Genomic DNA, 21542 nt, shown 5'->3' with positions numbered 1-21542 from the left:
CCAACGGGTCGTCGTGTTTCCGTCATACCAGCGTCGTAGTCTGGGGTACCCACTCCCAGAGTGGCCGCCGCCTCCGGCCCATCTTTCCCGGGCAGAGGTGTGTCCGCATTCGCTTTTCTCCGCTGCGAGGTTGCTCCATGAGCCAGGCCGGTCCCCTGCGCGGACTGCTCGACAACGTGCTGCGCGATCCCGCCCTGCGGCGCCTGGTGGCCGCTGCGGACAGCCCGCGCCTGGTCGTGGAAGGCCCGGCCGCAGCGCGTCCGCTGACCGCCGCCGCGCTCGCCGCGGGAGCGGACCGCCCGGTCCTGCTGGTCACCGCCACCGGCCGCGAGGCGGAGGAAGCCGCGGCCGCGACCGCCGACCTGCTCGGTCCCGAGGGCGTGGAGGTCTTCCCGTCCTGGGAGACGCTGCCGCACGAGCGCCTCTCGCCGCGCGCCGACACCGTCGGCCGCAGGCTCTCGGTGCTGCGCAGGCTCGCCCACCCCGAGGAGCACCCGTGCGGGCAGGTGCGGGTGCTGGTCACCACGGTCCGCAGCCTCATCCAGCCGATCGCGCCCGGTCTCGGCGAACTCCGCCCGGTGCGGCTGTCGGTGGGCGACGAGGTCGACTTCCAGGAGACCGTCGAACACCTGGCGGGACTGGCCTACGACCGCGTCGACATGGTCGAGAAGCGCGGCGAGTTCGCCGTGCGCGGCGGCATCGTGGACGTCTTCCCACCCACCGAGGAGCACCCGCTGCGGGTGGAGTTCTGGGGCGACGAGGTCACCGAGATCCGCCCGTTCTCGGTCGCCGACCAGCGCTCCCTGCCCGAGGCCACCGACACCACCCTGACCGCGCCCGCCTGCCGCGAGCTGCTGATCACCGAGCAGGTCGCCGAGCGCGCGGGCAAGCTCGCCGAGCAGCACCAGGCCGATTCGCACCTCGCGGAGATGCTGGGCAAGATCGCCGGCGGCGCCCCGGTCGAGGGCATGGAAGCCCTCATCCCGGCGTTGTGCGAGGGCGAGATGCAGCTGCTCAGCGACCTCGTCCCGGCGGGCACGCACGTCGTCCCGGCCGATCCGGAGAAGATCCACGCCCGCGCCGCCGACCTGGTGCGCACCGGGCAGGAGTTCCTCGAAGCGTCCTGGATGGTCGCCGCCGACGGCGGCAAGGCCCCCATCGACCTGGGCGCCTCGGCCTACCGAGGTCTCGCCGAGGTCGCCGAGCACACCCGCGCGCTCGGCCTGCCCTGGTGGCCGCTGACCCAACTGACCAGCGAGGAAGGCGAGGACGACGAGGTCGTCCGGCTGACCCTCAAGCAGCCCGACGCCTACCGCGGCGAGATCGAGCGCGCCTACGCCGACCTGCGCGCCCACGTCACCTCGGGCGGCGCGGCGGTGCTGGTCGTGGCGGGTGCGGGCACCGCGCAGCGCGCCGTGCAGCAGCTGCGCGAAGCCGAACTCCCCGCCTCGCTGGCCGAGGACGGGCTCGCGGACGAGCCCGCGGCCGGTGTGGTCACGGTCGTGCGCGGCGGGCTCGAAGACGGTTTCGCGGCGCCGGAGATCGCACTGGTGGTGCTCACCGAGGCCGACCTGACCGGCGGCAGGCACGGGACGTCCACCAAGGACATGCGCCGGATGCCCTCGCGCCGCCGCAACGCCGTGGACCCGCTGGCGCTCAAGACCGGTGACTTCGTGGTGCACGACCAGCACGGCATCGGCAAGTACGTCGAGATGGTGCAGCGCACCGTCGGCGGCGCCACCCGCGAGTACCTGGTGCTGGAGTACGCCTCCAGCAAGCGCGGCCAGCCCGGCGACCGGCTCTTCGTGCCGACGGACCAGCTCGACGAGATCACCCGCTACGTCGGTGGCGAGACGCCGACGCTGAACAAGCTCGGCGGCTCGGACTGGAAGAACACCAAGGCCAAGGCGCGCAAGGCGGTCAAGGAGATCGCCGCTGAACTCGTGCAGCTCTACGCCGCCCGCCAGTCCTCGCCAGGCCACGCCTTCGGCGGCGACACCCCGTGGCAGCGGGAGCTGGAGGACGCCTTCCCCTACACCGAGACCGGCGACCAGCTCGCCGCGATCGACGAGGTCAAGGCCGACATGCAGCGCTCGGTGCCGATGGACCGGGTGATCTGCGGCGACGTGGGCTACGGCAAGACCGAGATCGCGGTCCGCGCGGCGTTCAAGGCGGTGCAGGACGGCAAGCAGGTGGCCGTGCTGGTGCCCACGACGCTGCTGGCGCAGCAGCACCTCAACACCTTCGCCGACCGGATGCGCTCGTTCCCGGTGAACGTCAAGGGCCTGTCCCGGTTCACCGATCCGATGGAGTCCGAGCAGACGATCAAGGGCCTCGCGGACGGCGAGGTCGACATCGTCATCGGCACGCACCGCCTGCTGCAGACCGGAGTCCGCTACAAGGACCTGGGCCTGGTGATCGTCGACGAGGAGCAGCGCTTCGGCGTCGAGCACAAGGAGCACATCAAGGCGCTGCGCACGCACGTCGACGTGCTGACCATGTCGGCGACGCCGATCCCGCGAACGCTGGAGATGAGCATGGCCGGCATCCGCGAGATGTCGACCATCCTGACCCCGCCGGAGGAGCGGCACCCGGTGCTGACCTACGTCGGCGCCTACGACCCGAAGCAGGTGGGCGCGGCGATCCGCCGCGAGCTGCTGCGCGACGGGCAGGTGTTCTTCGTGCACAACCGGGTCAGCGACATCGAGAAGGCGGCCCGCCAGCTGCGCGAGCTCGTCCCGGAAGCGCGGATCGTCACCGCGCACGGGCAGATGAACGAGGAGCGGCTGGAGAAGATCATCCAGGGCTTCTGGGAGCGCGAGCACGACGTGCTGGTGTGCACCACGATCATCGAGACCGGTCTGGACATCTCCAACTCCAACACGCTGATCGTGGACCGCTCCGACATGCTCGGCCTCGCCCAGCTGCACCAGCTGCGCGGACGCGTCGGCCGGGCGCGGGAACGCGGGTACGCGTACTTCCTGTACCCGCCGGAGAAGCCGCTGACCGACACCGCGCACGACCGGCTCGCGACGATCGCCCAGAACTCCGAGCTGGGCGCCGGCATGGCCGTGGCGATGAAGGACCTGGAGATCCGCGGCGCGGGCAACATCCTCGGCGCCGAGCAGTCCGGGCACATCGCCGGTGTCGGGTTCGACCTCTACGTGCGGTTGGTGGGGGAGGCCGTCGACGCCTTCCGCAGGCACGCCGGTGCCGAGCCCGCCGAGGGCGAGGAGGAGCTCACCGACGTGCGGGTGGACCTGCCGATCGACGCGCACATCCCGCACGACTACGTGCCCGGCGAGCGGCTGCGGCTGGAGGCGTACCGGAAGTTGGCCGCTGCGGCGGATCCCGACGACCTGGAGGCGGTGCGCGCCGAGCTCACCGACCGCTACGGGCCGCTGCCGGAGCCGGTGGAACGGCTGCTCAAGGTCGCCCGCTTCCGGCAGGTGTGCCGCGAGCACGGCGTCCGCGAGGTGACGTTGCAGGGCACGTCGCTGCGCTTCGCGCCGCTGGAACTGCCGGATTCCAAGCAGGTCCGGCTCAAGCGGCTGTTCCCGAAGGCCGTCTACAAGCCGGCGCTGCGCACCGTCTCGCTGCCGCGCCCCACCGAAGGCGCGGCAGGAGGTCGCATGGGCGCACCGCAGTTGCGGGACGAGGCGTTGCTCGATTGGTGCGCGGAATTCCTCGAAACCCTCACCAGTTCCCCTGTTCCGGCTTGATGTTCCCTGGGCGTTCTGCGTGGCGGTGCGGGTGGCGGAACCTCAGACGCCGTCTGGCTCCGGGATCCGAGACTTGAGTATGAACGGATGCGCGGCGCTACGGCTGTCCTCGCCGGACGACGTCTGAGAACCCGCGGCGGTGCCGGCTGAGTCCCACACTTGAAGCAGTCGCGTCCGTCGTCACTGCCGTGGCGGGAGTTCGACTTCGGACAGTGTTGTGGCTTCATCTGAGGGTTACTTCGTGAGAGGGTGCCCGCGTGACGATCTCGCTGCGCCGTGGCCGCTTGTTCGCTTCTCTCGTCGTTGCCGGTGTGCTGTTGTCGGGGTGCGGTTCGGGGCCCAGCCAGGTCGGAGCCGCCGCGATCGTCGGTGACCAGCGGATTCCGGTCACCGAGGTGCAGTCCTGGTTCTCCGAGGTGCTGGCGAAGGAGCCCGAGCTCAAACCGCAGCTGCGGGAGCAGGGCCAGTACGACGAGCTCGGGCGGACGCTGGCCGGTCAGCTGGTGCGCCAGGAGCTCGTCGCGCAGGCCGCTCGGGAGAACGGGCTGACCGCGTCCGAGCAGCAGGTCACCGACATGATCAACCAGTGGGGCGGTCCGCAGGCCACCGAGGGCAAGATCTTCACGCCTGAGAACCTGCACGAGATGGCCCGCACCGAGGCGCTGGTGACCGAGCTGGGCCGCCGCTACTTCGACGGTCTGGCGGTCACCTTCGACTTCACCCAGGCCACCACCCGCGCCGAGGCCGAGCGCAAGGCGCACCAGATGGCGCAGGGCGACGCGGCCGTCCGCGACCTGATCGCCGCCGACGCCAAGGCGGGCCTCCCGGCCTCCGCGGGTCAGCAGCTGCGCGCGGTGGACAGCCCGAAGCTCGCGGCCTCCACTCCGCTGTTCAGCGCCGAGCCGGGCACGGTCCTGGCCTTCGAACCCGAACCCAACTCCGGCCAGTGGCTGGTCGCGCTCATCCGCGACCGCAAGGCCGCACCGTCGGCCGGCCCGGCCGGTGGCGTGGACGACCAGACGTTGCAGGGCGTCGGCACCTACCTGCTGGGCGCCACCGCGGACCGCGTCGGCGTCACCCTCAGCCCCCGCTACGGCGTGTGGGACCCGATCGGGCTCCAACCGGTGCCGAACGAGGGCGAGACCACGGGATTCCGCATCGAGCCGCACCACCACGAGGGATCCTGAGCCGGTTTTCGGCCGACTCCTCACGGCTGTGGCGCACGTCGCTGAACCCCGGTCGTCCGCGGTTGGGACAATCGTCGTATGAGCGAGCTGCGGGTGGCCGAAGGTACTGCGATCGTCCTGGTGGACGACCGGCTCGGCGAGGCGTTGCCCCCGGCCGCGTTGCCACTGGTCCGCAAGGCCGCCGCGGTCTTCGCAGGAGCCGGCATGTCGGCGGCGGCCAAGGCCGCGCTCGACGTTCCCGAAGCGCCGCAGGACCTCGTCGAGCTGGCTGCGACCGCGCCGACCGTGCTGATCACCGGTGAGATCGACGCCGTCGCCGAATCGCTGCGCGCGGCCGGCGCCTCCGTCGTCTCCGCGCCCGCGCCCGCGGGGGTGGAGCTGCTGGACGCGGTGACCGTGATGGACCGGCTGCGTTCGCCGGGCGGCTGCCCGTGGGACGCCGAGCAGGACCACGATTCGTTGCGCCAGTACCTCGTCGAGGAGACCTACGAGCTGCTCGACGCGATCGCGGAGAAGGACCGCTCGGCGCTGCGCGAGGAGCTCGGGGACGTGCTGCTGCAGGTCCTCTTCCACGCCAGGGTCGCCGCCGAGGACTCCGAGGACCCGTTCGACGTCGACGCCGTGGCGGCGGGTTTGGTCAGCAAGCTCGTCAGCAGGCATCCGCACGTCTTCGCCGACGACACGACCGTGCTCGACACCGAGTCGCAGCACGCGCGCTGGGAAGAGCTCAAGCAGCAGGAGAAGCAGCGGGAGTCCATCGTGGACGGTGTCGCGCTCGGCCAGCCCGCGGTCGCGCTGGCCGCCAAGCTCACCCAGCGGGCCGGTCGGGCCGGAATCCCGCTGGCCGCGATGCCTTCCGGCGAGGACACGGGTTCGGCGCTGTTCGCGCTGGCCGCCAAGGCCAAGCTCGGTGGGATCGACCCGGAGGACGCGCTGCGCGGGGTCGCCCTGGAGTTCGCGGAGCGCATCCGAGCGGCCGAACGCCGCACCCGCGAGACGGGCGGCACCGCCCCCACCGCCGACGACTGGCGCGAGCTCCTCAGCGGTTCCGATGCGTGACCGCCGAGCGCTGGCGCTGCCGCTGCTGCTGGCCCTCGCCGCCTGCTCCCCGCCGCCGGCTCCCACGTCCGAACCGCCGTCGGCGTCGGCCCCGCCAGATCCCGGCGTCGCGCCTCCGGTGGTCGAGCTGCTCGCGCCGGGGGCGTCGTCGCCGGACCGCCCGCAGGCGCAGCTGATCGGCTGGTCCGAGCGGATGTCCGACGAGCTCAACATCCCCCGCGCCGCGCTGCAGGCGTACGGCTACGCGCAGCAGATGATGAACGCCTCCGCCCCGAGCTGCGGGTTGAGCTGGACTGTGCTGGCGGGTATCGGCTCGGTGGAATCCAGCCACGGCAGGCACGGCGGTGCCCGGCTCGACGAGACCGGCAGGCCCGAACCCCGCATCATCGGCTTACCGCTGGACGGCAGCGCCGGGGTCAAGGCGATCCGGGACACCGACGGTGGAGGTCTCGACGGGGATCCGGTGTGGGACAGGGCGGTCGGGCCGTTGCAGTTCATCCCGTCGACCTGGCGCAAGTACGAGGTCGACGCCGACGGTGACGGCATCGCCGACCCGCAGGACCTCGACGACGCCGCGCTGACCGCCGGGCGGTACCTGTGCGCGGTCGGCCACGACCTGCGCGACGGGGACCGGTTCTGGGCGGCGCTGCTGGACTACAACCAGTCCCGGAGCTACGGCCAGGACGTCCTCGACTACGCCGACCACTACGGGAAGACCAGCCGGTCACTGCCGGCCCAGGGTTGATTCCGGAGGGTGGTCGGAGTCCGGGAGTGCTGGAGCCGGGGCCTACCTGCAAGTAGCCTGTGCGGGTGATCAGGACCTCGCCAACGGTGCTCGCGGCCCTCGGACGCCTCGTGCTGGCCGTATCGCTGCTGGCCGCGATGGTGGTCGGAGTCGCCCTGGTCAACGTTCTCGGCGCCCCGCCGAAGGCGCCGGTGGCCGCGCCGCCGCGAGCCGAGGACCCCAAGCCGGCGCCGGTCGCGCCCGGATCGATCGCGCCACCGGTTCAGGCCCCGCAGGTGGAGACCCCGCCGCAACCCCAGCCCGGCGTCGACCCGGTGCGCGAGTGGGCGAACCAGATCTCGGCGGTCGTCGACCTGCCCGCTCGCGCGGTCGTCTCCTACGTCAACGCGGACCTGGCGATGCGCCAGCACCAGCCGAGCTGCCAGATCTCCTGGACCACGCTCGCCGGAATCGGCCGCATCGAGTCCAACCACGGCCGGTTCGGCAACCGGCAGCTGCGCGAGGACGGTCGCCCGTCGGTGCCGATCATCGGCATCAAGCTCGACGGCGGTCCCAACGTGCGGCTGATCCCGGACAGCGACGGGGGCACGCTGGACGGCGACGTCGAGCACGACCGGGCCGTCGGTCCGATGCAGTTCATCCCCTCGACGTGGCGCAAGTGGGCCACCGACGGCAGCGGTGATGGCCGGGGCGACCCGCAGAACCTCGACGACGCGGCCGTCTCCGCCGCTCGCTACCTGTGCGCGAACGGCCGCGACATGTCCACCGGCTCCGGCTGGTGGCAGGGCGTCATGTCCTACAACAACTCCGTCGAGTACGCCCAGAAGGTCTTCGGCCTGGCCGAGAACTACGCAGCAGCAGGAAACCCCCGCCGCTGACCCCACCCCGCACTTCAGGCACCGGATTTCAGTGGAAATCGGGTACGGGGTTTCAGTGGAACTCGGGACCCCGATTTCCACTGAAATCCGGTCAACCTGGTGCGGGAGGGCACCGGGGTCGCGCGGTGCGGGTGGATCAGGGGAGTGGGGTCAGGAGGAGCGGACGGCGATGTGGGCGTTGATCTCGCCGAGGGCCTCCTGGTAGGCCGGGTCCGGGTACATGGTGGCGGCGAGCCGGATCTGGGCGCGGGCCTCGGTGAGGCGTCCTTGGCGTTGCAAGGTGCGGCCCAGGACCAGGCGCGCGTAGTGGTCGGACGGATCGAACTCCAGCACGCGCAGGAAGGCGTGCTCGGCTCGGCGCAGTTGCGCCGTGAAGAAGTACGCCCGCCCCAGCAGCAGCTGCACGCTGGGCTTGTCCTGGGCGACGTCGATCACGGGTTCGAGGACTCGGAGGGCTTCCAGCGGGCGGCGCTGCGCGAGCAGTTCCTCCGCTCGCCGGAACGCTTCGACGGTGCCTTCGTTCGTCATGGCGCGGACAACGTTAATCCGCGATCGGCTGTTCCGAGACGTCCGACCGGATGGTCTTGTGGTGACGCTGAGGTATCGAGCGCCCCACGTCGAGCCGACTTCGCGGTGCCGTGACCTCCCCGAAGGCGAACGGCGGACGAACACCGGGAGCGGCGCAGATCACGGCATCGCGAGTCTGCGGCGAGCGTTGCACCCGCCCGGTTAGGCTCGTAGTCGGTTGTCGGGGCGGACAGCCGGTTCGCGGCGTGCGGGAACGTCGTGTCGGTTGCTCCCGTCCTATGAGTCCAAGCTGGTTAGGAGCACACGTGGCGATCATCGAACAGGTCGGCGCCCGCGAGATCCTCGATTCGCGCGGTAACCCCACCGTCGAGGTCGAAGTGGCATTGGAGGACGGCACGCTCAGTCGCGCCGCGGTCCCCTCGGGCGCCTCGACCGGCGAACACGAGGCCGTCGAGTTGCGCGACGGCGACGCCGGCCGCTACGGCGGCAAGGGCGTGGAGAACGCCGTCTCGGCCGTGCTGGACGAGATCGGACCCGAACTGACCGGTCTGGACGCCACCGAGCAGCGCGTGGTGGACCAGAAACTGGTGGACCTCGACGGCACCCCGGACAAGTCCCGGCTGGGCGCCAACGCGATCCTCGGCGTCTCGCTGGCGGTGGCCAAGGCTGCCGCGGAGGCGTCCGAGCTGGAGCTGTTCCGCTACATCGGCGGACCGAACGCGCACGTGCTGCCGGTGCCGATGATGAACATCCTCAACGGTGGTGCCCACGCCGACACCGGTGTGGACATCCAGGAGTTCATGATCGCGCCGATCGGTGCGGACACCTTCGCCGACGCGCTGCGCTGGGGTGCGGAGACGTACCACGCGCTGAAGTCGGTCCTGAAGTCCAAGGGCCTGCCGACCGGTCTGGGCGACGAGGGCGGCTTCGCCCCCGACCTGCCCAACAACCGCGAGGCGCTGGACCTGATCGCCTCGGCGATCGAGAAGGCCGGTTACAAGCTGGGCCGCGACATCGTGCTGGCCCTCGACGTGGCTGCCACCGAGTTCTTCAACGAGGGCACCTACAACTTCGAGGGCACCAAGCGCACCGCCGACCAGATGGCGGAGTACTACCAGGAGCTCGTCTCGGCCTACCCGCTGGTGTCCATCGAGGACCCGCTGGGCGAGGACGACTGGGACGGCTGGGTCAAGCTGACCAAGCAGGTCGGCGACAAGGTGCAGCTGGTCGGCGACGACCTGTTCGTCACCAACCCGGAGCGCCTGGAGGACGGCATCAACAAGGGTGCCGCCAACGCGCTGCTGGTCAAGGTCAACCAGATCGGCACGCTCTCGGAGACCCTGGACGCGGTCAGCCTGGCCACCTCGTGCGGCTACAAGAGCATGATGAGCCACCGCTCCGGCGAGACCGAGGACACCACGATCGCCGACCTGGCGGTGGCCACCGGCTGCGGCCAGATCAAGACCGGTGCTCCGGCGCGGAGCGAGCGGGTTGCCAAGTACAACCAGCTGCTGCGCATCGAAGAGGGCCTCGGCGACGCCGCCCGCTACGCGGGTGAGCTGGCGTTCCCGCGGTTCAACGCGGAGAGCTGAGCCATGCCGGCCGGGCGCGCATCGAATCCGCAGGGGCGCGACGAGCGGAACGTTCCGCCGTCGCGCCGGCAGGTGCGCGCCCGCCGGGACTCGGCTCAACGCAAGACGACCGGGACGAGCTCGGTTCGGGGCACCCCGAAGCGGCGCCCGGCGAGCAGGGCGAAGTCCAGCACCGGGGGAGCGTTCAAGCTCTCCTCCACGCGTCGCGCGGCGGTGCTGGCGCTGCTGGTGTGCGTGATGGCGCTGAGCGCGGCGGTGCCGCTGCGCACCTACCTCAGCCAGCGCGACGAGCTCGCCGCGCAGGAGACGCAGCGCGTCGAGCTGGAGATCCAGGTTCGCGAGCTGGAGCAGCGCAAGCAGGAGCTCTCCGATCCCGCGCAGGTCGAGGCGGAGGCGCGGGCCCGGCTCGGCTACGTCCGGCCGGGGGAGACGCCCTACATCGTGGAGGTCCCGGAGGCTCCGGCCCCGCCGCCTCCGCGGGCACCCGGTGACGACGGGGTGCCGTGGTACGAGGAGATGTGGAACTCGGTGTTGGGGAAGGAATCGTGACGGTGGATACGTCGCTGGTCAGCGAGGCGGACCGGGAGTGCGTCCGGCGTCAGCTCGGACGGCCGCCCCGGGGGCTGCACGCGATCGCGGCACGTGACGCCTCCGGTGAGCCGACGGTCGTGCAGACCTGGCCGCGGCTGGAGGACGGCACCCCGTTCCCGACGCTGTACTACTTGACGGCCCCCGACCTCACGGCCCACGCCTCGACGTTCGAGGCGGAGGGCCTGATGAAGGAGATGGCCGAACGGCTGGAGACCGACGAGGACCTGGCGGCCCGCTACCGCGCGGCCCACGAGTCCTACCTGGCCGAGCGCGACGCACTGGAGTCGCTGGGCACCGGCGTCAGCGCGGGCGGCATGCCGGACCGCGTGAAGTGCCTGCACGTCCACATCGCGCACTCCTTGGCGAAGGGACCCGGGGTGAACCCGTTCGGAGACGAGGCAGTGGACCTCATCGCCGAGCGCTGGCCCGAGCACCGCTACCTGCTCAACCGCTGAAGGTCCTTCCGCTTCGTTCCGCGGTGGCGTTTCTGGTCCGACCCGTCCATGATCGATGTCCCCAGTGCCCTCACTGACCAGGTGCGATGCGGTCGAAGAGTTGCTTGGCGCCCGTGACCGGGGTTGAACCGAAGGTTCGGCCCGCTTCCGCCAGGCGCGTCGCGATGAACGCGTCCGACACCGACGCCGGGGCGTAGCGCTGGAGCAGCGACGCCTGCAGCGTGAGCGCCAGCGACTCCGCCAGGGCTCGCGCCCGCTCCGGGCGGGGATCGGCGAGTTCCGCGCGGACGCGGCGCAGCGCGTCGTCGTAGGCGGCGTTCTCGCCGGCGGCGGCGTCGAGCTCGGCGAGGATCGCGTCCCGGCTCGTCGGCTGCTTGGCCAGCGCCCGCAGCAGGTCCAGCGCGGTGACGTTGCCCGAGCCCTCCCAGATCGACATCAGCGGCGCCTCGCGGTAGAGCCGGGGCATCCCGGACTCCTCGACGTAGCCGTTGCCGCCCAGGCACTCCAGCGCCTCGGCCACCACGTACGGGGCGCGCTTGCAGACGTAGAACTTCGTCGCGGGCAGCGCCAGCCGGAGCAGGTCGTGCTCCTGCTGCTCGACGGCTGCGGCCAGCCGCATCGCCAGCGTCGTCGCCGCCTCGGATTCCAGCGCCAGGTCCGCGACCACCTGCTGCATCAGCGGCTGGTCGGCCAGCCGGGCGCCGAACGCGCTGCGCTGCTGCACGTGGTTGGCGGCCTCGGACAGCGCGATCCGGATGTTCGCCGACGCCCCGAGCACGCAGTCGAGCCTGGTCATCGACACCATCTCGATGATGCAGCGGACCCCGCGCCCCTCCTCGCCGATGAGGTGCCCGATCGCACCGGTGTACTCGATCTCGGAGGAGGCGTTGGACTTGTTGCCCAGCTTGTCCTTCAGCCGCTGCAGACGGATCTCGTTGCGCGTGCCGTCGGGCAGCACGCGCGGGACCAGGAAGCAGCTCAGCCCGCCGGAGGTCTGCGCGAGCGTGAGGAACAGGTCGTTCATCGGCGCCGAGGTGAACCACTTGTGCCCGACCAGCCGGTACGTGCCGTCGGCCAGGGGTTCGGCGGTGGTGGTGTTGGCGCGGACGTCGGAGCCGCCCTGCTTCTCGGTCATCGACATGCCCGCCAGGAGCGCCGACTTCTCCTGCGGCGGGCGCAGCCCGAACTCGTAGCGGCGGGCGGTCAGCTTCGGCTCGAACTCGGTGGCCAGCTCCGGCGACCAGCGCAGCGCGGGAACAGCGGAGTAGGTCATCGAGATCGGGCAGCTGTGCCCGGCCTCGGCCTGCGACCAGAGGTAGAACCCGGCGGCCCGGCGCAGGTGCGCGCCCGCCCCCTGCCCCCACGGTGCGGCGTGCAGGCCGTGCGCGATCGCCCGCTCCATCAGCCAGTGCCACGACGGGTGGTACTCGACCTCGTCGACGCGGTTGCCGTAGCGGTCGTGGGTGCGCAGCTGCGGCGGGTTCTCGTCGGCGAGCCTGCCGTGCTCGCGGGCCTCGGCCGAACCGGCCTCCAGCGCGACCGGTGTCAGGTCGCCGACGGCGTAGCGGGTCAGCGCCGAACCCAGCGCGGGGTCGCAGGCCAGCGGATCGAATCCGGACAGCGGTGAAGCCTGGTTCACGACCTGGTGGGTGCTGTGCACGCGCGGCTCGTCGATGAGCGTCATGCCCCGGAGCGTAGGCACAAATCCGCGCGAGATGAATGCCTCGATCCGATGCAGCTCGATTCCCGCTGGGCAAGCTTCTCCGGCGGCTCGGTCGGGTGAAGCCGCTCGGCAAGCGCTCCTGGCGTGGTGTATCCAGGGGTTCGGCTGTTTGGCGGATGTGCTCGATTCAGGCGCGGGGGTTTGACGAGTGGGGGACCGCAGGAAGCGCATGGCCCGGCGGAACGACCCAACGGGTGTGCTGGCGCGACGCCGGGCCCGGAAGTGGCTGGCGGTCACCGCGATGGCACCGGTCCTGGCGCTCCCCGCGGCCTTGCTGAGCGCCTCGGCCCTGCCCACCGGACCGGGACCGCAGGCGTCCGATCTGCGCGAGCTGGGCGTGAGCGGGAACCTGCCGCAGGCTCCGGTGCTCAGCCCCCGGCTGCTGAACGACGCGGCCGACCCGGCGCAGCTCGCCGCCGTGCCGCAGGCCGCGCCCCGGGCGGAGCTCCCCACCGGTGAGCTCGGCATCCCCGAACCCGTGCTGGCCGCTTACATGCAGGCCGCGCGCGAGGTGGAGCAGATCCAGGCCTGCGGGCTGCACTGGTCGGTGCTGGCGTCGATCGGGCGCATCGAGTCCGGGCACGCACGCAACGGCGACATCGACGTCAACGGCACGACGGTGCACGCGATCCTCGGTCCCCAGCTGTCCGGCGGGCCGAACGTCGCGGCGATCCCGGACACCGACGCCGGGCACTTCGACGGTGATCGGGTGTGGGACCGGGCGGTCGGGCCGATGCAGTTCATCCCGTCGACCTGGCGGAAGTTCGCCGCCGACGGCAACCAGGACGGCGTCGAGAACCCGCACAACGTGCCCGACGCGGCGGCCGCGTCGGGCACCTACCTCTGCAGCGGCGGCGAGGACCTCAACGATCCGCGCGCCCTGGCGGCGGCCGTGTTCCGCTACAACCACTCCGAGAGCTACGTCCGCACGGTTCTGGTCTGGGCCGACGCCTACCGGCGCGGTGTCACGCCGACCCCGGCCGAGCTGGCTCCGGAGACCGGTGACGTGCTGGCCGGTGCGCGGGTGACCGACAGCCCGAGCGCGCTGGCGCTGCCGGAGCCCGAGCCGCTGACGATCCCGGAGATCGAGCCCGTGCCGCCGATCCCGGATCCGCAGCCGCAGGCGTTCCAGCCGGTCCCGGAAACCTCTGGGGCGCAGCCCGCCCCGGCTCCCGCGCAGCCCGAGCCCGAGCCGGAGCCGCTGGTCGATCCGGTCCAATCGGTGGTGCCGCAGGAGCCGTCGATCGATCCGGTCGTGCCGCATGAGCCGTCGATCAGGCCCGCGCCGGAAACCACCGCGCCTTCGCAACCCCCGTCGTCGGAGCCCGCTCCGCCGAGCGCGGAGCTCCTGCCGCAGAGCTCGGTTCCCGCCCCGCAGAGTCCGGAGCCCTTGCCGCAGAGCTCGGTTCCCACCCCGCCGAGCTCGGAGTCGGTTCCGCCGAGCTCGGAGCCGGTGCCGTCGACGAGTTCGCCGGAGCCGTTCCCGTCGTCCTCGACCTCCGAGGCCGGCGAATCCTGCGACACGACCCTGCTCGACCGCGGCGAGTTCGCCCTCGTCGCACCGGCTGCGGGCCACGATCTGCGGCCTGGCGAATCGCTCCCGATGCTGGCGCAGCCCGAGGTTGAGGTCTTCACCGACGCGGGTGGCGTGGCGAAGCCCTGCACCGTCCCCGACGGCTACACCCCCGAACCGCAGTAACCGCCGGACCCCGGCACCGGGCCGCGCGCGCTTCTTTCGCGAAACGCGCGCGGCCCGGCGCTTTCCTCGTCCCGGCCGCTGGCCCGATAGCGTGGAGGAGCGGCCGGAAACGCCGGTGCGCAGCTGGGCGAGGAGGGTGCGATGGCACGGGTTGCGGCGATCGACTGCGGGACGAACTCGATTCGCCTGCTGGTCGCGGACGTCACGGTGCACGAGGACGGGCGCAAGGATCTGCGCGACATCTACCGCACGATGCGCATCGTCCGGCTCGGCCAGGGCGTGGACGCCACCGGCCGGCTGGCGCCGGAGGCGATCGAGCGCACCCGCGCGGCGCTGGTCGACTACGCCGCGATGGCCGCGCGCAAGGGCGTCGAACGGGTCCGGATGGTGGCGACTTCGGCGACCCGCGACGCCGAGAACCGCGAGGACTTCTTCTCCATGGTCCGCGAGACGCTGGGGGTCGACGCCGAGGTGATCACCGGTGACGAGGAGGCGCGGCTGTCGTTCGTCGGCGCCGTCGGCGACCTCGACCCGCTGGACGGGCCTTTCGTGGTGACCGACGTCGGTGGCGGTTCCACCGAGGTCGTGGTGGGCACCTGGGACGGTGCGAACGCCGACATCACCGCCGCGCACTCCGCCGACATCGGGTGCGTGCGGCTGACCGAGCGGTGCCTGCGCGACGACCCGCCGACCGAGGAGGAGGTCGGCGAGGCGGAGAAGGTCGCGCGGCAGATCCTCGACGAGGCGTTCGCCCGGGTCGACGTCAGCGGGGCCCGGACCTGGGTCGGAGTCGCCGGAACCGTCACCACGCTCTCCGCGATCGCGCAGGATTTGCCCGAATACGATCCGCAAGCGATCCACCTTTCCCATATTTCCCAGAATCGTGTCGAACAAATCGCCGAACGACTTCTTTCCATGTCGCATGAAGAGCGTTCGGAGATCGGATCGATGCACCCGGGCCGTGTGGATGTGATCGGAGGCGGTGCGCTGGTGGTCAAGGTGCTCGCGCAGGAGTTTTCGGAGCGCAGCGGCATCTCCTCGATGACCGCCAGCGAGCACGACATTCTTGATGGCATTGCCCTGTCCATCAGCTAGTTCCCAGGTTTTGGACGCTCTGTCCCGATTGCAAAGAATGGGAACGATGAATCGATTCAGAAGGTGACGGCTTTGTGACACTGCATTGCCGCCGCCCGGTTCTCACTTATGTTTACGCACGTCTGACGCGACGGTGAAGAACCGTCGTGCGTGATGACCCCGGAAAAAACAAACCTGGGGCGCGCGTGGAAGCGGGAGGACCTACATGCGAAAGGGACGTTTGGCCGCAATGGTCGCGGCCCCGCTGGCGGTGGCGTTGCTCGCCACCGGCTGCGGCGGTGGCGGCAGCGGCTCGGGAGAGGACGGCATCGTCACCCTTGACTGGGGCGAGCCGGAGAACCCTCTTGTCCCGGCTAACACCACCGAGGAAAACGGTGGTTTCATCGTGAACTCGATGTTCACGGGTCTGGTGAACTACCGAGCCAGCGACCTCAAGGTCGAGAACGCGGTCGCCGAGTCGATCCAGACCACGGACAACCAGAACTTCACGATCAAGCTCAAGCCGGGCTGGACCTTCCACGACGGCACGCCGGTCAAGGCGAAGAACTTCGTCGACGCCTGGAACTACTCGGCCTACGGCCCCAACGGTTTCCAGGGCGCGAGCTTCTTCGAGCAGATCGACGGCTACGACCAGCTGCAGTCCGAGGACCCGGACGGTGACGAGGGCCCGGCACAGGCCCCGACGCCGCCGACCAAGGAGATGTCCGGTCTCAAGGTCGTCGACGACACGACGTTCACGGTGAAGCTGAAGGCTCCGTTCACGATCTTCCCGGTCGTGCTGGGCTACTCCGCTTACATGCCGCTGCCCGACGCGTTCTTCGCCGATCCCAAGGGATTCGAGCAGCACCCGATCGGCAACGGTCCGTTCAAGTTCCAGGACCGCTCGCCCAACGTCGAGCTGAACCTGGCCGCCTACGACAAGTACGCGGGCACCGACAAGCCGACGATCAAGGGCGCCAAGTTCAAGGTCTACGACAACCTGGACACCGCTTACCAGGACCTGGTCTCGGGCAACCTGGACTTCCTGCGCGCCGTTCCGGTCTCCGCGCTGGTCGGCGACAAGTGGAAGCAGGAACTCGGCGAGCGCGCGAAGCAGAAGCCGGGTCTGCTCACCCAGAACCTGGGCATCCCGACCTACGACGAGAAGTTCAAGAACCCGCTGGTCCGCAAGGCGATCTCGATGTCGATCGACCGCAAGACCATCACCCAGCAGGTGTTCTCGGGCGGTCGTGACCCGGCGGACGGCTTCGCCACCGCGGCGGCCGACGGCTACCGCCCCGGCCAGTGCGGCGAGGCGTGCGAGTTCAACCCGGAGAAGGCCAAGCAGTACCTGGCCCAGGCCGGCGGCTTCCAGGGCACCCTGACCCTGGAGACCAACGCCGACGGTGGTCACGACGAGTGGGTCCAGGCCGTGGCCGCGAGCATCCAGCAGAACCTGGGAATCCAGACCCAGTTCGTGCCGGTGCCGACCTTCGGCGAGTTCCGCCAGAAGGCCAACGCGTTCCAGTTCGACGGTCTGTTCCGGACCGGTTGGAAGGCCGATTACCCGAACATCGAGACGTTCCTGACGCAGCTGTACCGCACGGACGCGTCCTCGAACGACTACAAGTACTCCAACCCGGCGTTCGACGCCGCGCTGGACAAGGCGAACGCAGCTCCCACCGCGGAAGCCGCCACCGCCGCCTACGCCGACGCGGAGAAGCTGCTCGGCGAGGACCTGCCGGTCATCCCGCTGTGGACCCAGCCGGTGCAGTACGGCTTCTCGGAGCGAGTCGCCGAAGGTGAGGTCAAGGCCTACCGCGAGCTCGACTTGAGCACGGTGCGCCTGAACCCGTAAAACCGAGTGCGCGCCCGGCCCATCGAAACCCGGTGGGCCGGGCCCTGCGCTGCTGTTGATGGAGGAGGCCCGGATGGGTCGCTACGTGTTGCGGCGATTGCTGCAACTGATCCCGGTTTTCATCGGGACGACTTTTATCATCTACCTGCTGGTGTGGGCGATTCCCGGCGACCCGTTCGCGGGCAAGTGCGGCGACCGCGGCTGCCCTCCGGCCTACATCGCGGAGATGAACGAGAAGTACAACCTGGACGATCCGCTGATCGTCCAGTACTTCAAATATCTGGGAAACCTGCTGACGGGTGATTTCGGGGAGACCTACTCCGGGACCGCGATCTCCTCGCTGCTCGAACAGGCCTACCCGGTCACCGTCCGGCTCGCCATCGTCGCCCTGATCATCGAGGGCGTCATCGGTCTGCTCGCCGGTGTCCTGACCGGCCTGCGCGGGCGCGGGTTCCTGGACAACCTGGTGCTGGTGTCGACCCTGTTCCTGATCGCGCTGCCGGTGTTCGTCACCGGTTTCGTGCTGCAGATCGTGCTCGGCGCCGAGCTGGGCCTGATCAAGACCACGGTCTCCTCCGATCCCTCGATCGGCGAACTCCTCGTTCCCGGGTTCGTCCTCGGATCCCTGTCCATGGCCTACGTTTCGCGGCTGACGCGGACGAGCATGATGGAGAACAAGCACGCGGACTTCGTGCGCACCGCCGTCGCCAAGGGCCTCGCGCCCCGCCGCGTCGTCGGAGTGCACATGCTGCGCAACTCCATGATCCCGGTGGTCACGTTCCTGGGCACCGACCTGGGCGCGCTGATGGGTGGCGCGATCGTCACCGAAGGCGTGTTCAACGTCCGCGGCATCGGCGGACTGGTCTACAAGGCGATCACGATGCAGGAAGGCACCACGGTGACCGGGATCGTCACCGTCCTGGTGCTGGTCTACCTGCTGATGAACCTGCTGGTGGACATTCTCTACGCGGTGCTCGACCCGAGGATCCGATATGACTGACCCACGCCCCACCACCAGCCTCGCCGCGACCACCACTCCCGCGGCCGAGGCACCACGAGCGGACGACCAGAACGAGCAGGCCAAGAACGAGAAGCCTCGCGGTCTCTGGAGCGACGCGTGGCGCGATCTGCGCCGGCGTCCGCTGTTCCTGATCGCCTCGGCGATCATCGTCCTGCTGCTGATCATCGCCGCGTTCCCGCAGCTGTTCACGCACGCGGACCCGAACTTCCAGGACCTGACCAAGGCGCGCGACACCCCGTCGGGGGACGCGTGGTTCGGCTACGACAACCTCGGCCGCGACCTCTACGCCAGGACCATCATCGGCGCTCGCGCGTCGATCCTGGTGGGTCTGGCGGCGACGCTGCTGACGGTGCTGCTCGGCGGCCTGATCGGCATCATCGCCGGGTACTTCGGCGGCATCGTCGACACGCTGATCTCGCGGTTCTCCGAGATCTTCATGGGCCTGCCGTTCGTGCTCGGCGCGATCGTCATCCTGACCACGTTCAACGCCGACATCAAGATCCCCAGCGGCGCCCGGATCATCACCCAGGTCGTGGTGACGATCGCGGTGCTGTCCTGGCCGATCTCGATGCGCATCATGCGCTCGGCGGCGATCGCGGCCAAGCAGCAGGACTACGTCAAGGCGGCCCGCGCGCTGGGCGCGAGCCCGACCAGGATCATCATGCGGCACGTGCTGCCCAACACCCTGGCGCCGGTGATGGTCTACGCGACCATCGCGCTCGGCGGGTTCATCGGTGCCGAGGCGACGCTGTCGTTCCTGGGCATCGGCCTGCGCGAGCCGGTCGTGTCATGGGGCGTGATGATCTCCGACTCGCGCAACTACATCCAGTCGGCGCCGCACCTGCTGTTCTTCCCGGCCGGTTTCCTGGTGCTCACGGTCCTCGCGTTCGTGATGCTCGGTGACGCCGTCCGCGACGCGCTCGACCCGAAGCAGAAGTAGGAGAAACCGCTGTGTCCGCAAACGAACACGAGACCTCGGCGGAACGTCTGCTGGAGGTCGAGGACCTGCACGTCGAGTTCCGCACCCGGGACGGCGTCGCGAAAGTCCTCAACGGTGTGAACTACCACGTCGACGCCGGCGAAACCCTCGCCGTGCTGGGCGAATCCGGTTCCGGCAAGAGCGTCACGGCGCAGACCGTGATGGGCATCCTGGACATCCCGCCGGGGGCGATCACCGGAGGTGCGATCCGCTACCGCGGTGAGGACCTGCTGACCGCCACCGAGGAGCGCAGGCGAGAGCTGCGCGGCGACGCGATGGCGATGATCTTCCAGGACGCGCTGTCGGCGCTGAACCCGGTCTACACGGTCGGGTTCCAGATCGCCGAGCAGCTCCGGACGCGGCGCGGCATGTCCCGCAAGGACGCCACGAACCGGGCCGTGGAGCTGCTGGACCAGGTCAAGATCCCGAACGCCAAGCAGCGCGTGAAGGAGTTCCCGCACCAGTTCTCCGGCGGCATGCGGCAGCGCGCGATGATCGCGATGTCGCTGGCGCTGGACCCGGACCTGCTCATCGCCGACGAACCCACAACGGCGCTGGACGTCACCGTGCAGGCCCAGATCATGGACCTGCTCGACGAGCTGCGCCGGGACCGCGGCATGGGCCTGATCCTCATCACCCACGACCTGGGCGTGGTCGCCGAGGTCGCGGACCGGATCGTGGTGATGTACGCGGGCCGCATCGTCGAGGCCGCTGACGCGTACTCGCTGTACAAGGCCCCGGGCCACCCCTACACCGACGGCCTGATGCGGTCGATCCCGCGCCTGGACCTCAAGGGCCAGGAGCTGGAGACGATCAAGGGCCTGCCGCCGAACCTGATGGCGGTGCCGCCGGGGTGCCCGTTCCACCCGCGCTGCTCGCGGGCCCAGGACAAGTGCCGCACGGAGGTGCCGACCGACCACAACCTCGGGTTGGGCCGCGTCAGCGCCTGCCACTTCGCGGAGGAGATGATGAGCCGTGGCTGAGCCGATCCTCCAGGTGCAGAACCTGGTCAAGCACTTCCCGGTGCGCGCGGGCATCCCGCGCCGCACCGTCGGGCACGTGCGGGCGGTCGACGGCGTGTCCTTCGACCTGCAGCGCGGGGAAACGCTCGGCATCGTCGGTGAATCCGGTTGCGGCAAGTCGACGCTGGCCCAGGTGCTGATGCGGCTGGAGAACCCCACCGGCGGTACCGCGCTGTTCGAGGGGCGCGACATCTTCAAGATGCGCGGCTCGGAACTGCGCAAGCTGCGCCGGGACATGCAGATCGTGCTGCAGGACCCCTACACCTCGCTGAACCCGCGGCGCACCGTGGGCGACATCGTCGGCGAGCCCTTCGAGATCCACCCCGAGGTGGCGCCGAAGGGCGAGCGGCGGCGCAAGGTGCAGGAGCTGCTGGACGTCGTGGGCCTCAACCCCGAGCACATCCACCGCTACCCGCACCAGTTCTCCGGCGGTCAGCGGCAGCGCATCGGCATCGCCCGCGCGCTGGCGCTCAAGCCGAAGGTGATCGTCTGCGACGAGCCGGTGTCCGCGCTGGACGTGTCGATCCAGGCGCAGGTGATGAACCTGCTGGGCGATCTGCAGGACGAGTTCGGGCTGTCGTACGTGTTCATCGCCCACGACCTGGGCGTGGTCCGGCACCTGTCGGACCGGGTCGCGGTGATGTACCTCGGCAAGATCGCCGAGGTCGGCACCGAGGACGACATCTACGAGCACCCGCAGCACCCGTACACCCAGGCCCTGCTGTCGGCCGTTCCGGTCCCGGACCCGACCCTGCGCGGCAAGCGCGAGGTCATCCGCCTCACCGGCGACGTCCCCAGCCCGGCCAACCCGCCGTCGGGCTGCCGCTTCCGCACCCGCTGCTGGAAGGCCCAGGACATCTGCGCCGAGAAGGCCCCGGAGCTGGAAGTCCGCACGGGCACGCACCCCTCGGCCTGCCACTTCGCGGAGGAACTCCCGCACGTCGTGGTCTGACGCCGCACGCGAATCGGGCGCCCTCACCGAACTCGGGTGGGGGCGCCCTCTCGCGTGCTGCGCGGGGTCAGCGCTGTTCGGGCTGCTCGGGGTGGCTGAGGAGGAAGACCTTCGGGGCGACGCGCTGCATGTCGCCGCCGCGGGCCACGACCAGGCCGGCCGCGAAGTCGACGAGCTGAGTCGCTTCGGAACCAGGGACGTCGGTGAGATCCATCAGGACGGCGTTGCCCTGGCGGTAGTAGTCGCCCACGTAGTAGACGTCCTGGTAGTTCTGCGGGTGCAGCGTCTTGACCACGTGCTCAGTGTCGCCCACCGCCGCGCGGTGTCAATCGCAAGCGACCGCCGTGGCGCAACGAAATTTCGAGAACCGCGCGGTTCCGGAGGCAGGGGATTCGAATTTCGCGCGAAATTTGAACGCCGCGTTCCGTCGTCGAATTTCGCGCGAAATTCGAATCCC

Annotated in this window: 18 protein-coding genes; 15 read left to right on the top strand and 3 right to left on the bottom strand. The window is 70.1% G+C overall.

The genetic code is table 11. The features are described 5' to 3' along the window. Positions 1-137 precede the first annotated feature (137 nt). From mfd to AB0J91_RS22905, 5 genes are all read left to right on the top strand, one after another. A complete protein-coding gene (mfd, locus tag AB0J91_RS22925; RefSeq protein WP_363872228.1) occupies positions 138-3722 on the top strand; it encodes a transcription-repair coupling factor in 3585 nt (1194 codons plus the stop codon). A 257-nt stretch (positions 3723-3979) separates the two neighbouring features. Further along, on the top strand, positions 3980-4909 hold the full coding sequence (locus AB0J91_RS22920) for a SurA N-terminal domain-containing protein (RefSeq protein ID WP_363872225.1): 930 nt from the start codon (positions 3980-3982) through the stop codon (positions 4907-4909). 78 nt (positions 4910-4987) lie between these two features. Then, entirely contained in the window at positions 4988-5968 is a 981-nt protein-coding gene (locus AB0J91_RS22915; protein ID WP_363872222.1) for a MazG family protein, read from the top strand. Continuing rightward, complete coding sequence (locus AB0J91_RS22910) at positions 5961-6713, top strand: lytic murein transglycosylase (protein ID WP_363872219.1); 753 nt, start codon at positions 5961-5963, stop codon at positions 6711-6713. The genes AB0J91_RS22915 and AB0J91_RS22910 overlap by 8 nt, the downstream gene beginning before the upstream one ends. Positions 6714-6778: 65 nt before the next feature. Further along, complete coding sequence (locus AB0J91_RS22905; protein ID WP_363872216.1) at positions 6779-7591, top strand: lytic transglycosylase domain-containing protein; 813 nt, start codon at positions 6779-6781, stop codon at positions 7589-7591. Between the two features lie 150 nt (positions 7592-7741). Here the strand turns inward: AB0J91_RS22905 and AB0J91_RS22900 are convergent, their stop codons facing one another. Then, complete coding sequence (locus tag AB0J91_RS22900) at positions 7742-8119, bottom strand: tetratricopeptide repeat protein (RefSeq protein WP_363789413.1); 378 nt, start codon at positions 8117-8119, stop codon at positions 7742-7744. 305 nt (positions 8120-8424) lie between these two features. Between AB0J91_RS22900 and eno the strand changes: the two genes are divergently transcribed. Genes eno through AB0J91_RS22885 form a run of 3 tightly spaced genes read left to right on the top strand, consistent with a single transcriptional unit; the run spans position 8425 to position 10757 of the window. Then, entirely contained in the window at positions 8425-9711 is a 1287-nt protein-coding gene (eno, locus tag AB0J91_RS22895; RefSeq protein ID WP_210971054.1) for a phosphopyruvate hydratase, read from the top strand. 3 nt (positions 9712-9714) lie between these two features. Further along, a complete protein-coding gene (locus AB0J91_RS22890) occupies positions 9715-10260 on the top strand; it encodes a septum formation initiator family protein (RefSeq protein ID WP_363789414.1) in 546 nt (181 codons plus the stop codon). Positions 10261-10262: 2 nt separating this feature from the next. Continuing rightward, positions 10263-10757: a DUF501 domain-containing protein gene (locus tag AB0J91_RS22885; RefSeq protein ID WP_363872378.1), complete on the top strand. Its 495-nt coding sequence runs from the start codon at positions 10263-10265 to the stop codon at positions 10755-10757. Between the two features lie 70 nt (positions 10758-10827). Here the strand turns inward: AB0J91_RS22885 and AB0J91_RS22880 are convergent, their stop codons facing one another. Next, on the bottom strand, positions 10828-12417 hold the full coding sequence (locus AB0J91_RS22880) for an acyl-CoA dehydrogenase family protein (protein WP_363872375.1): 1590 nt from the start codon (positions 12415-12417) through the stop codon (positions 10828-10830). A 232-nt stretch (positions 12418-12649) separates the two neighbouring features. On the opposite strand from AB0J91_RS22880, the gene AB0J91_RS22875 reads away from it, so the two are divergent. The 7 genes from AB0J91_RS22875 to AB0J91_RS22845 all read left to right on the top strand — a co-directional run bounded on the left by AB0J91_RS22875 (position 12650) and on the right by AB0J91_RS22845 (position 21085). Continuing rightward, entirely contained in the window at positions 12650-14179 is a 1530-nt protein-coding gene (locus AB0J91_RS22875) for a lytic transglycosylase domain-containing protein (protein WP_363872213.1), read from the top strand. Positions 14180-14320: 141 nt separating this feature from the next. Continuing rightward, positions 14321-15274 carry a Ppx/GppA phosphatase family protein gene (locus tag AB0J91_RS22870; protein WP_363872210.1) on the top strand — a complete coding sequence of 318 codons (954 nt, stop codon included), beginning with the start codon at positions 14321-14323 and terminating at the stop codon, positions 15272-15274. A 205-nt stretch (positions 15275-15479) separates the two neighbouring features. Next, on the top strand, positions 15480-17111 hold the full coding sequence (locus AB0J91_RS22865; RefSeq protein WP_363872207.1) for an ABC transporter substrate-binding protein: 1632 nt from the start codon (positions 15480-15482) through the stop codon (positions 17109-17111). Between the two features lie 73 nt (positions 17112-17184). Further along, positions 17185-18111, top strand: a complete 927-nt coding sequence (locus tag AB0J91_RS22860) for an ABC transporter permease (protein ID WP_363789418.1) — start codon at positions 17185-17187, stop codon at positions 18109-18111. Beyond that, positions 18104-19072 carry an ABC transporter permease gene (locus AB0J91_RS22855; RefSeq protein WP_363872204.1) on the top strand — a complete coding sequence of 323 codons (969 nt, stop codon included), beginning with the start codon at positions 18104-18106 and terminating at the stop codon, positions 19070-19072. Before AB0J91_RS22860 ends, AB0J91_RS22855 begins: the two co-directional genes overlap by 8 nt. A gap of 11 nt (positions 19073-19083) precedes the next feature. Next, positions 19084-20094: an ABC transporter ATP-binding protein gene (locus tag AB0J91_RS22850; RefSeq protein ID WP_363872201.1), complete on the top strand. Its 1011-nt coding sequence runs from the start codon at positions 19084-19086 to the stop codon at positions 20092-20094. After that, a complete protein-coding gene (locus AB0J91_RS22845) occupies positions 20087-21085 on the top strand; it encodes a dipeptide ABC transporter ATP-binding protein (protein ID WP_363789421.1) in 999 nt (332 codons plus the stop codon). Before AB0J91_RS22850 ends, AB0J91_RS22845 begins: the two co-directional genes overlap by 8 nt. Positions 21086-21152: 67 nt before the next feature. On the opposite strand, the gene AB0J91_RS22840 is transcribed toward AB0J91_RS22845, so the two are convergent. Then, on the bottom strand, positions 21153-21398 hold the full coding sequence (locus tag AB0J91_RS22840; RefSeq protein ID WP_363872198.1) for a cell division protein SepF: 246 nt from the start codon (positions 21396-21398) through the stop codon (positions 21153-21155). Positions 21399-21542: the final 144 nt, after the last annotated feature.

It is taken from the genome of Saccharopolyspora sp. NPDC049357, assembly GCF_040677225.1.
GTDB lineage: Bacteria > Actinomycetota > Actinomycetes > Mycobacteriales > Pseudonocardiaceae > Saccharopolyspora.
The sequence above is the reverse complement of the archived record's forward strand: the minus strand, read 5'-3'. Positions and strand labels throughout refer to the sequence as shown.

Coding starts and splice junctions, on each gene's coding strand:
- AB0J91_RS22870 (WP_363872210.1), top strand. CDS start 14,321: ATGGCACGGGTTGCGGCGATCGACTGCGGGACGAACTCGATTCGCCTG.
- AB0J91_RS22865 (WP_363872207.1), top strand. CDS start 15,480: ATGCGAAAGGGACGTTTGGCCGCAATGGTCGCGGCCCCGCTGGCGGTG.
- mfd (WP_363872228.1), top strand. CDS start 138: ATGAGCCAGGCCGGTCCCCTGCGCGGACTGCTCGACAACGTGCTGCGC.
- AB0J91_RS22900 (WP_363789413.1), bottom strand. CDS start 8,119: ATGACGAACGAAGGCACCGTCGAAGCGTTCCGGCGAGCGGAGGAACTG.
- AB0J91_RS22910 (WP_363872219.1), top strand. CDS start 5,961: ATGCGTGACCGCCGAGCGCTGGCGCTGCCGCTGCTGCTGGCCCTCGCC.
- AB0J91_RS22890 (WP_363789414.1), top strand. CDS start 9,715: ATGCCGGCCGGGCGCGCATCGAATCCGCAGGGGCGCGACGAGCGGAAC.
- AB0J91_RS22875 (WP_363872213.1), top strand. CDS start 12,650: ATGGCCCGGCGGAACGACCCAACGGGTGTGCTGGCGCGACGCCGGGCC.
- AB0J91_RS22855 (WP_363872204.1), top strand. CDS start 18,104: ATGACTGACCCACGCCCCACCACCAGCCTCGCCGCGACCACCACTCCC.
- AB0J91_RS22860 (WP_363789418.1), top strand. CDS start 17,185: ATGGGTCGCTACGTGTTGCGGCGATTGCTGCAACTGATCCCGGTTTTC.
- AB0J91_RS22915 (WP_363872222.1), top strand. CDS start 4,988: ATGAGCGAGCTGCGGGTGGCCGAAGGTACTGCGATCGTCCTGGTGGAC.